Consider the following 10,714-nt stretch of genomic DNA (forward strand, 5'->3'; position numbering starts at 1 on the left):
CGGGCGACCAGACCCCGGGCGACCAGACCCCGGGCGGTCTGACCCCGGGCATGAGGAAAGCCCCCCGCTTCCGCGAGGGGCTTTCCCTGTCTGTGCGCCGCCAGGGACTCGAACCCCGGACCCGCTGATTAAGAGTCAGCTGCTCTAACCAACTGAGCTAGCGGCGCCCGCTGACAGAGTTAATACTACCTGGTCCCCGGGGGTGGTCCGGACCACTGCCCGCACCACCGTCCCCACGGGCGCCACCGAGCACCATGGGCATCACACGCCCCCACGGGCGCCACCCGCCCCCACCGGGCCGGCACCCGCCGCCTCACAGCGCCAGCGACAGCACCACCGGGGCCGCCTTGCGGTTCAGCGTGTCCGCCGCCGAGCGCAGCCGGTGGGCGTGCTCGATCGGCAGGGACAGTGCGAGGCAGCCGACCGACGATCCGGCCGTCAGCGGCACCGCCGCGCACACCGTGCCCACCGCGTACTCCTGGAGGTCCAGGACGGGAACGGTCGGCGGCTGGCTGTCCAGCTTCGAGAAGAGGACCCGCTCGCTCGTGATCGTCCGCGACGTCAGCCGGGCGATCTTGTGCCGGGCCAGGTGGTCCCGCCGCCCGTTCTGGTCGAGCTGGGTGAGCAGGCACTTGCCGACCGCGCTGGCGTGCGCCGCCGAGCGGAAGTCCACCCACTCGTTGACCTTCGGCGTGTGCGGCCCGTCCGCCATCTGCGTGATCTTGACCTCGCCGTCGATGTACCGGCTGATGTACACGGCCGCGCCGACCGAGTCGCGCAGCTCCGTGAGCGTCTCCTGGAGCTTCGCCTCCAGGGCCTCGCGCCGGGTCGCGCCCGAGCCGAGGAGGACCAGCGAGTCGCCCACGATGTACGCACCGTCGGCGACCTGCTCCACGTACCCCTCCCGGCGCAGCATCCGCAGGAGCGGCGTCAGGTGTGCCGGGGCAGCCCGGTCTCGCGCGCGATCTGCGCGTCGGTGACCCCGCCGCCGTGCCGGGACACCGTTTCGAGGACGCGCAGGGCGTACTGCACCGAATGGAACGGCGCGGTCGGCTCGGGCTTCAGCGCCACGGTTTCCCCCTACCAGGTTGTGACCGCAAGCTTCCGTACCACGATAACCGCCAAGGCCCGTTTCCGGGTCATCCGTTGACAAGAGAGGCGGCCCGTCCCGCCGCCCGCGCTGGAGCGTGTCCCCGCGGCACATGCCGGAGGCACGGCGGGGTCGAGGAAGGCGAGGTCAGAGCGTCGCGGTAAGGGGGTCGTACACGTGTTCGTGATCCGGGCCGAGAGGGGGGTCTCCCCAGGGGCTCGAATTCGATCACACGTTCAGAATCGAACACGAGCGCCTCGTCCGAGATGTCCGTGGCGGGATTCCTCTCCTGGGTGGCGCACGGCGTGGCGGTGTCCGGACCGGCCGCCCGGCCCTGGAGCATGACGGGGCCCTCCGCGGGGTACCCGGCGGTCACCGCACGGGCCCCGCGCGTGTCCGGCGCCGGTGGCGGGGCGGGCCCGCCGGTGGCGCTCGGGACCGGAGGCGAGGACCTGCCCGCGGCGCCCCCCGCGGGGCGCGCCGACGGGCACGGCGTCGAACCGCCGGACACCGGGGCCCGGCACGGGAGAGCCGAAGCCGGTGGTCGCGGACCGGACGGGCCACGGGAGCGCGGCCACCCGAACCGGTCGGGACGTGCCCGGTCGGCGTGCTCAGGACAGGAGGCTGCATGACCACCGTCGGACTTCTCCGCCCGGAGGGCCACCCGGAGGACGACTACCGCCGCATCGAGACGCTGCTGGGCAGCGACATCCGCGTCGACTCCGTCAGGTACGAGGGTCCCGGCGCGGACCCGGAGCAACTGACCGCCGGGGCGGAGCGGCTGCGGCTGGCCGCCGCCGACGCGGTCGTGTGGGCGTCGGCGAGCGCGTCGTTCGCCCAGGGCTGGGAGGCGGCGCGCGAACGGGCCCGGTCGCTCGCGCTGGCGACGGGCATCCCGGCGTCCAGTACGGCGATCGGCTTCGCGCACGCGGTACGGGCGGTGGGCGCGACCCGGGTCGTGGTGGCGGGCGCGCTCCCCGGGGAGGTCGCGGGGGCGGTGGTCCGGTTCCTGGCGGCGGCCGGGGTGGAGGTGGTGGGGGAGTGGCGCGTGGGCGGCGAGGTGCCGCTGCCCGAGCTGGTGCGGTCCGCCGACGACCCGCGCGCGCAGGCGGTGCTCGTCCCGGACACGGCCGTGCCGACCGTCGCGGAGGTGCCGGAGGCGGAGGCGGCGGTCGGGAAGCCGGTGCTGACCGGGACGCTCGTCACGGTCTGGGAGGGGCTGCGGCTCGCGGAGCGGCACGGGGCGTGGGCGGACGAGCTGGGCGCGCTGTTCGTCCGGCGGGGGCCGCGGGAGGTGTGGGAGCCCGGGGAGTGACCGGGGAATAACCGGACGACCCCTCCTGTTACGTGGTGGCGTAGAGACGTCAGGTGCGGGAGGTCCCCAGGTGAGCGACGACGAGGCGATGCGAGAGACCGCGACGGACGGGACGGCCGCGCGGTCCGGCCCGGGGTCCACGGACGGCGGGGCGGCGGCGGCCGGTGGCGCGGCGCCCGGCGACCCGAACCACGGGACGGCGCCCGGCGACCCGATCCGCGGGACGGCCCCCGGCACCGCGCCCGTCCCCCTCTCCGTCCTGGACCTGGTCACCGTGGGCAGCGGTTCCACCGCCTCGCACGCCCTCGCCACCAGCGTGGAGATCGCCCGGCTGGCCGAGCGGCGCGGCTACCACCGCCACTGGGTCGCCGAGCACCACTCGATGCCCGGCGTCGCCTCGTCCTCCCCGGCCGTGATCCTCGCGCACCTCGCCGCCCACACGAGCCGCATCCGGCTCGGCTCGGGCGGCGTCATGCTGCCCAACCACGCGCCCCTCGTGGTCGCCGAGCAGTTCGGCATCCTGGAGGCGCTGGCCCCGGGCCGGGTGGACCTCGGACTCGGCCGCGCGCCCGGCACGGACGGCGCCACCGCCGCCGCGCTGCGCCGCACGGACCGGCTGGACGAGGGGGCCGACGAGTTCCCGCAGCAGCTCGGGGAGCTGATCCGGTTCCTGGACGACGACTTCCCGGACGGCCACCCGTACACCCGCGTCCACGCCGTCCCCGGGCCGGTGCAGGGCCCGGTGGGGCGGCCACCGGTGTGGCTGCTCGGCTCGTCCGGCTTCAGCGCGCGGCTCGCCGGGGCGCTCGGCCTGCCGTTCGCGTTCGCCCACCACTTCTCGGCCCGCAACACGATCCCGGCGCTGGACCTGTACCGGGCGTCGTTCCGCCCGTCCGCCGTGCTCGACGCCCCGTACGCGCTGATCGGCGTCTCCGCGCTGGCCGCCGACGACCCGCGCGAGGCGCGGCGCCAGGCGCTGAGCGGCGCGCTGTCGATGGTGCGGCTGCGCACCGGGCGGCCGGGCCTCGTGCCGACGCCGGAGGAGGCGGAGGCGTACCCGTACAGCCCCGTCGAGCGGGACTTCGTCGACGGCTGGCTGGCGGACGTGGTCCACGGCACGCCCGACGAGGTGCGGGCCGGGCTGGACGACCTCCAGAAGCGGACCGGCGCCGACGAGCTGATGATCACGGCCAGCGTGCACGGCGGCGAGGCGCGGCTGCGCTCGTACGAGCTGATCGCGGACGCGTACGGAATGGGAGGCGCTGGTTCCTCCTCGGGAAGCGGCGCACAAGGTTCCTAAGACAGCCTTAAACCGCTCGTCATCGTGGATGGCGAGCGGTTTCTTTTGTGCCCGCACGCTTCTGATGAGGGGTTTTCCCTGCGGAATGGTCTAATCCTCGTCTGGTGCAGACCATTGACGCGGTGTTCTCGCGGCGGTTATCAATTCGTCAACTTCCGCACCACGTTCCGTGCTACACCCTCTCGGAGGCTGCTCGTGCACGCCCGCAAACCGTTGCTCGCCGCGCTCACCGGCCTGGCCATCGCCGCCACCGGCACCCTGGCCGCCGTGGCCGGCCCCGACACCGCCCGCGCGGCGGAGACCACGTCCTCCGCGGCCTCCACCGGCGGTGTGAAGATCGCCTACTACGACCAGTGGAGCGTCTACGGCAACGCCTTCTACCCGAAGCACCTCGACACGAGGGGCATCGCGGCCAAGCTGGACGTCATCAACTACTCGTTCGGCAACATCCACCCCACCGAGCACACCTGCTTCATGGCCAACAAGGCGGCGGGCGACGACAACAACCCCAACGCCGGTGACGGCGCGGGCGACTCGTACGCGGACTACCAGCGCTCCTTCTCGGCCGCCGACAGCGTCGACGGGGTCGCCGACAAGTGGGACCAGCCGATCGTGGGCGTCTTCAACCAGTTCAAGGAGCTGAAGGCGAAGTACCCCCACCTGAAGATCAACATCTCGCTGGGCGGCTGGACGTACTCCAAGTACTTCCACGACGCGGCGAAGACCGACGAGAGCCGCAAGAAGCTCGTCTCGTCCTGCATCAAGCAGTACATCCAGGGCGACCTGCCCGTCGAGGGCGGCTACGGCGGCCCCGGCACCGCCGCGGGCGTCTTCGACGGCATCGACATCGACTGGGAGTACCCCGGCTCGGACGGCGGCCACCTCGGCAACCACTACGGCCCCGAGGACAAGCGGAACTTCACGCTGCTGCTCGCCGAGTTCCGCAAGCAGCTCGACGCGTACGGCACCGCGCACGGCGGCAAGAAGTACCTGCTGACCGCCGCGCTCCCGGCCGGCCAGGACAAGATCCGGCACATCGAGACGGACAAGATCGGCGCGTACCTCGACTACGCGAACATCATGACGTACGACATGCACGGCGCCTGGGACGGCGACGGGCCGACGTACCACCAGTCGCCGCTGTACTCCGGCGCGGACGACCCGACCGACCCGATCGCGCCGGGCACCGAGAAGTACTCGATCGACGACGCCATCGACGCCTGGATCGACGGCGAGCCCGCCTACGGCATCGCCGGCGGCTTCCCCGCGAACAAGCTGACCCTCGGCTACGAGTTCTACTACCGCGGCTGGAAGGGCGTCCCCGCCGGCGCGAAGAACGGCCTGGCGCAGCCCGCGACGGGCGCTTCGGCGGCCCGCCCGGTCAGCCAGCAGGCCGGCATCGCCCACTACAAGGAGCTGGGCGGCATCGTCGACAACCCGGTGACCACCTTCTGGGACGACCAGGCGAAGGCCGCGTACTTCTACAAGGACGGCGAGTTCTTCACCGGCCTGGACAAGCGGGCCATCCAGGCGCGCGCCGCGTACGCGCACAGCCGCGGCCTGGGGGGCGCGATGATGTACTCGCTGCTCGGCCTGGACGAGAGGGCCACGCTGCTGAACGAGATCGCCGCGGCGGTCGGCGGCACCCCGCAGACCCCGAACCCCACCCCCACTCCGACCAACCCGACCCCGACTCCGACCCCGACGCCCACCCCGACCCCGACGCCCACGGGCCCGGCGGCGTGCGCGGCCCCGGCGTGGGGCGCGACGGCGTCCTACTCGGGCGGCGCGCAGGTTTCCCACAAGGGCCGTACGTGGAAGGCGAAGTGGTGGACGCGCGGCGAGGAGCCCGGTACCACCGGTGAGTGGGGCGTCTGGCAGGACCTCGGCGCCTGCTGACCTCCTGAACCACCCCCCACACCGCCGCCCCTGTCCGGAGAGCCCCGGCCTCCCGGACAGGGGCGGTCCCCATGGGCCGCCCCGCCCTGCGGCTCAGGCGTCCTCCGGCTCAAGCGTCCCGCGACTCAGGCGACCTGCGGTTCAGGCACAGCGGGGTTCAGGCGCCCTGCGGTGCGGTCGCCCTGCGGTTCAGGCGTCCCGCGTGCCGCCGCGGATCATCTCGGCGACGCGCTCCGGGGCGACCGCCCGCGAGTACCACCAGCCCTGGCCGGTGTCGCAGCCGATCCTCCGCAGGCGGTCCGCCTGCCCGGCGGTCTCCACGCACTCCGCCGTCACGGTCAGCCCCAGTCGGTGCGCCAGGTCCACCATCGCCTCGACGATCACCTCGTCGGCCGGGTTCGGATGCGCCTCGTCCTGGAAGCCCCGGACGAAGGACCCGTCGAGCTTCAACACCGACACGGGGAGCCGGCTCAGGTACGCGAGGTTCGAGTACCCGGTGCCGAAGTCGTCGATGGCGATCTGGACGCCCATGTCGCTGAGCGCCTGGAGCGCCTGGAGGGGGCGCCCGGCCGAGCCCATCACCGCCGACTCGGTGAGCTCCAGTTGGAGCAGCCCCGGCGCGAGCCCCGTCTCGTCGAGGATCTCCGCGACGTCCGCGACCAGGTCGGAGTCCCACACCTGGCGCACGGCGACGTTGACGCTGACGAACAGGGGCCGCGCGCCCGGGTGGTCGGTCTGCCAGCGGCGGGCCTGACGGCACGCGGTCCGCAGGACCCACCGGCCCAACTGCACGATGGAGCCGTCTTCTTCAGCAATTCCGATGAACCGATTCGGCGCCAGCGAGCCGAACCGCGGGTGGTTCCAGCGGACCAGCGCCTCGACGCCGCGCACCGCCCCGTCCGCCATGCCCACCAGCGGCTGGTACTCCAGCGCGAACTCGCCCCGGTCGACGGCGGGGCGGAGCGTGGAGCTGAGCTCCTGCCGGGTCATGCGGTGGGCGTTGCGCTCCGGGTCGAACAGCGTCCAGCGGGCCTTGCCGTCCGCCTTCGCCCAGTACTGGGTCGTCTCGGCGGCCTGCATCAGGCCGTTGACCGTGGTGCCCGCCGCGAGCCGCTCGACGACGCCGATGGACGCGGACAGCGACAGCCGCTGCCCGGCCAGGTCGAACGGCCGCTGCACGGCGGCGAGCACGGTCCGGGCGAGGTCCGCGAGCTGTTCCGTACCGGACGACCCCTCGACGAGGATCGCGAACTCGTCGCCGCCGAGCCGCGCCACGAGGTGGCCGCCCCCGCGCGCGTGCGCGTCGCTCTCGGCGCATTCGGTGAGCCGGGCGGCGACGGCGGCGAGCAACTGGTCCCCGACGCGGTGGCCGAGCGTGTCGTTGATGGCCTTGAAGCCGTCCAGGTCCAGGTAGCACAGGCCGATCCGGCCCGTCCCGCCGTCGCCACCGCCGCCGTCGCCGTACTCGTCGTAGGAGTCGTACGACGACGAGTTCTCCAGCACGGAGGTGAGGCGTTCGAAGAACAGGGTCCTGTTGGGCAGCCGGGTCACCGGGTCGTGCATCTGGAGGTGCCGCAGCCGGGCCTGGAGCTCGCGGCGGTCGCTGACGTCGGCGACGGACAGCAGCATGTGTTGGCTGCGGGGGACGGGCGCGACGGTGACCTCCGTCCACAGGGACCGCCCGTCGGGGTGCTTGAGGCGGCGCGTGCAGCGCAGGCGGGAGCGGTGGCCGCGCAGCACCTCGTGGTACGCGTTCCAGGTGCGGCTGTCGGCGGTCAGGTCGACGAGGTCCGCGGCGGCCCGGCGGCGCAGGGACGAGGGATCCGCGCCCAGGAGGGCGGCCAGCCCGTCGTTCGCGCTGACCACCAGGCCGTCGGTGTCGACGACGGCCATGGGGAGCAGCGCGGCGTTGAACGCGGCGTGCACGTCGCGCAGCTCGGCGACGGACGGGCAGCCGGGGTGCGGTGGCTCGCAGCACGCCGCGTGTCCGTCGGGGGCACGGTCGGCCGCCGCCGCGCCATCACCCTCCGTGTTCGTGTGGAGTGCGGTGCAGGGCTGGGCGACTGCCGCGTGTCCCGGTCCTTCTGGGGTTCCGCTCACCGCTCGCTCCCGCAGGGCAGTTGTGACGTACAGATGTGGTCGGGCGAGGTCAGCCATGGAAAGTGTGCCGATCATAGAGGCTGCCGTGGGGCCGTTCCAGCGACCCCTCCGGCCTGTGGACAACGGCTGGACCGCCCATCGGACACGGCCGATCGTTTCTGCGCGGGTGTGGCGGCACTCGGTCGAGGTCTGATCGGGTGTGACTGTCAGTTAAGTGACGCATGAGGCCCGGGAGTGTCGCTGCTCACCCGAGTGGTGCACTGGAACAGGACGTATGGGGGCAAAGCCCCACAGGGTGGAGAAACGTCCCGTATCTCGCACCCGGAGGCCGACGTGGAGGGTCAGCAGTCGCTCGCGCAGCCACCCGGGGGAGTGCGTCGGCCGGGTCTGCGCTCCGCGGCCGCGGGGGTGTTCTCCCTCGTCGCGATCGCCGCGACGGGCCTCGCCACGGGGCCCGCGGCGGCCGGCCCGCCCGCGGGGCCGTGCGCCCTGCCCCGCACCGGGGCGCACCACTCCCTCGGGCTGGACACTTGGAACACGGCGTACCCGAAACCCGAGCGGACGCTCGACGCGGTCATGATCTTCCTGTCGTTCCCGGACGCGGTGCCCGCGCACACGACGCGCGCGATCGCCGCCGACTACTTCCCGGACACCGCCGAGTTCTTCGAGCGGGCCTCCTACGGCCGGTTCTCGCTGCGCGCCCGGCCCCGGCACGGCTGGCTCCGGATGCCGCGCCCCTCCACGGAGTACGCCGTGCAGCGGGACTGGACGGCGGACCGGCGGGCCGCCTACCTGCGGGACGCGCTGGCCGTGGCGGACCCGTTCGTCGACTTCTCGCGGTACGACATCGTCTACCTGGTCGCGGACCCGGACGCGCCGGGCGTCGACTCGGACGCGACGAAGGTCGTGAACCTGCGGACGCCGCTGCGGGCGGACGGCACCGACATCGACCGGCTGGTGACGCTGTTCGAGCGGCACCCGCCGGACCGCAACGTCCTGGCCCACGAGACGGGCCACGTCTTCGACCTGCCCGACCTGTACAACCGGCCCTCGGACGGCAAGGGCGACTGGGACACCCACGTCGGCGACTGGGACGTCATGGGCAGCCAGTTCGCCCTGGCCCCGGAGCCCTTCGGCTGGCACAAGTGGAAGCTGGGCTGGATCGGCGGCCACCAGGTGCGCTGCGTACGGGACCCGCAGGTGGTGACGCTCCAGCCGCTGGCGGCGGAGGCGGGCGGCCCCGCCGCGCCGGGCACCCGCCTGGCGGTGGTCCGCACGGGCCCGGACAGCGCCCTCGCGTTCGAGGCGCGCGGGGCGGCCGGCAACGACCGGGGCACCTGCACGGAGGGCGTGCTGGTCTACCGGGTGCGCAGCGAGACGGAGTCGGGCGCGGGGCCCGTGGAGGTCGTGGACGCGCACCCGCTGACGGAGGCGTGCCGGGACCGTTCCGTGTACCCGCCCCTCGCGGACGCGCCGCTGGCGGAGGGCGAGGCGCTCACCGTGCGGGAGGAGGGGACCCGGGTGGAGGTCCTGCGCCGGACGGCGGCGGGCGCCTGGACGGTGAGGATCACCCCGTGACCCGGTGACCCCGTGACCCGGTGGCCTGGTGACCCGGTGGTCTGGTGACCCCGTGATCTGGTGGCCGCGTGGCCCGGTGGTCTGGTGACCCCGTGATCTGGTGGCCGCGTGCCGTGCGGCCCGATGCGGTGCCGCCCCGCGCCGGGCACGCGAAGAAGCCCCCCGCTTCCGCGAGGGGCTTCTTCCGTCTGTGCGCCGCCAGGGACTCGAACCCCGGACCCGCTGATTAAGAGTCAGCTGCTCTAACCAACTGAGCTAGCGGCGCCTGCTGACGTCGTAGACATTAGCACCCCGGTCGGCGTCGGGAGAAATCGATACCCGCACGTCACCGGCGGATGTGGCGCGCGCCACCCGTACGCAGGCCCACAGCACCACCTCCGGCCCCGGCAGCCAGGGGGAGCGCGTGTCGGGCGCCACGAGCCAGCGCGGGCCCTCCGCGGCGCCGGACGCCAGCGGCGGGACGGTGACCGCGTCCCCGACGCCGTGGCACAGCATCGGCGGGACCGCGGCGCCCCACTCCTCCCAGCCGAGCAGCGCGGGCAGCCGCTGGCTCGTGCCGGGGGCGGCGAACAGCAGCATCCGCCCGAGGTGCGCGGCGACCGGCCCGGAGCCGGGACCCTCCTCCCACAGCCGGTCCAGGAGGCGGCGCCCGAAGATCGCCGGGACGTTCACCACGTCGAAGACCGTGCCGCAGGGCAGGACGGCGGGGGCGGTGGGGCGGGTCTCCCACAGGGCGAGCGTGGAGGTCGGGTACGCGGAGGCGGACACGAGCCACTCGGCGCCGTCCGCGGTGACCTGCGAGGTGTGGTGCGGGCCGCAGTCCCGCGACCGCCGGAAGAGGTCGGCGCGGCGCTCGTCGGCGTCGGCGTGGGCGGGGCTCAGAGGGGTCTCGTCTCGCAGCCAGGTACTCATAGGCACACATCTACCGGCTGTGACGGATTGGTTTCGCTGAGTTTTCAGAAATGGGGACAGGGAGGGAACGGGAGGGGTATCTTTCGCCCTCGGCATATGCCGCCTGCGTGCCCGCCGGGTCTGGGCGGGCGGCTCAGTCGTCGTCGTTGCGGGCGCCGTCGCGCAGCAGGTCCCGGCCGAACTCGACCATCTTCTTCGCGTAGTCCTCGGTCCACTCCGCGCGCCGCGCGATGTCGGCGGTGGTCAGCCGGTCGAAGCGGCGCGGATCCGCGAGCTGTGCGGCGGCGATCGCCTGGTACTCGGCGGCCCGGTCGGCGGCCGCGCGGAAGGCGAGCGTCAGCTCCGTGGACCGGGCGAGCAGCTCGCGGGGGTCGTCGAGCGACTCCAGGTCGAAGAAGTGCTCCGGGTCGGCGGCGGCCTGCGCGGGTTCGAAGAGCAGGGGCGCCGGCCTGAGCCGCCGCTGTTGCTCGTTCCGCTCCGTCTCCGCCATCGAGGACTCCCCTCCGCTCGCCGTGCCGCC

Annotated in this window: 7 protein-coding genes, 2 tRNA genes and 1 pseudogene; 4 read left to right on the forward strand and 6 right to left on the reverse strand. The window is 73.4% G+C overall.

The window, feature by feature from the left end:
* Positions 1-93: 93 nt before the first annotated feature.
* Both AC07D6_RS00235 and AC07D6_RS00240 read right to left on the reverse strand, forming a co-directional pair.
* Positions 94-167 (reverse strand) — tRNA-Lys (locus AC07D6_RS00235).
* A 146-nt stretch (positions 168-313) separates the two neighbouring features.
* Positions 314-1,071 (reverse strand): annotated as a pseudogene (locus tag AC07D6_RS00240) (IclR family transcriptional regulator).
* A 647-nt stretch (positions 1,072-1,718) separates the two neighbouring features.
* Here AC07D6_RS00240 and AC07D6_RS00245 point away from each other — a divergent pair.
* The 3 genes from AC07D6_RS00245 (at position 1,719) to AC07D6_RS00255 (ending at position 5,604) form a co-directional block, all read left to right on the forward strand.
* Positions 1,719-2,405 carry an aspartate racemase/maleate isomerase family protein gene (locus tag AC07D6_RS00245; protein WP_479040792.1) on the forward strand — a complete coding sequence of 229 codons (687 nt, stop codon included), beginning with the start codon at positions 1,719-1,721 and terminating at the stop codon, positions 2,403-2,405.
* Positions 2,406-2,475: 70 nt separating this feature from the next.
* Positions 2,476-3,705, forward strand: a complete 1,230-nt coding sequence (locus tag AC07D6_RS00250; protein WP_479040793.1) for an LLM class flavin-dependent oxidoreductase — start codon at positions 2,476-2,478, stop codon at positions 3,703-3,705.
* A 195-nt stretch (positions 3,706-3,900) separates the two neighbouring features.
* Positions 3,901-5,604: a glycosyl hydrolase family 18 protein gene (locus tag AC07D6_RS00255; RefSeq protein ID WP_479040795.1), complete on the forward strand. Its 1,704-nt coding sequence runs from the start codon at positions 3,901-3,903 to the stop codon at positions 5,602-5,604.
* Positions 5,605-5,793: 189 nt separating this feature from the next.
* Here the strand turns inward: AC07D6_RS00255 and AC07D6_RS00260 are convergent, their stop codons facing one another.
* The gene (locus AC07D6_RS00260) at positions 5,794-7,704 is read right to left on the reverse strand and encodes a putative bifunctional diguanylate cyclase/phosphodiesterase (protein WP_479040797.1); all 1,911 of its coding nucleotides are present in this window, start codon (positions 7,702-7,704) and stop codon (positions 5,794-5,796) included.
* A 333-nt stretch (positions 7,705-8,037) separates the two neighbouring features.
* On the opposite strand from AC07D6_RS00260, the gene AC07D6_RS00265 reads away from it, so the two are divergent.
* Positions 8,038-9,282, forward strand: coding sequence for a M6 family metalloprotease domain-containing protein (locus tag AC07D6_RS00265; protein WP_315876231.1), 1,245 nt, complete (start codon positions 8,038-8,040; stop codon positions 9,280-9,282).
* A gap of 191 nt (positions 9,283-9,473) precedes the next feature.
* Here the strand turns inward: AC07D6_RS00265 and AC07D6_RS00270 are convergent.
* From AC07D6_RS00270 to AC07D6_RS00280, 3 genes are all read right to left on the reverse strand, one after another.
* Positions 9,474-9,547: transfer RNA gene (locus AC07D6_RS00270), tRNA-Lys, on the reverse strand.
* Positions 9,538-10,194 carry a bifunctional DNA primase/polymerase gene (locus tag AC07D6_RS00275; RefSeq protein WP_479040799.1) on the reverse strand — a complete coding sequence of 219 codons (657 nt, stop codon included), beginning with the start codon at positions 10,192-10,194 and terminating at the stop codon, positions 9,538-9,540. The genes AC07D6_RS00270 and AC07D6_RS00275 overlap by 10 nt, the downstream gene beginning before the upstream one ends.
* A 133-nt stretch (positions 10,195-10,327) precedes the next feature.
* Complete coding sequence (locus tag AC07D6_RS00280) at positions 10,328-10,684, reverse strand: hypothetical protein (protein WP_315876229.1); 357 nt, start codon at positions 10,682-10,684, stop codon at positions 10,328-10,330.
* Positions 10,685-10,714: the final 30 nt, after the last annotated feature.

Source organism: Streptomyces sp. NPDC045287 (assembly GCF_056432325.1).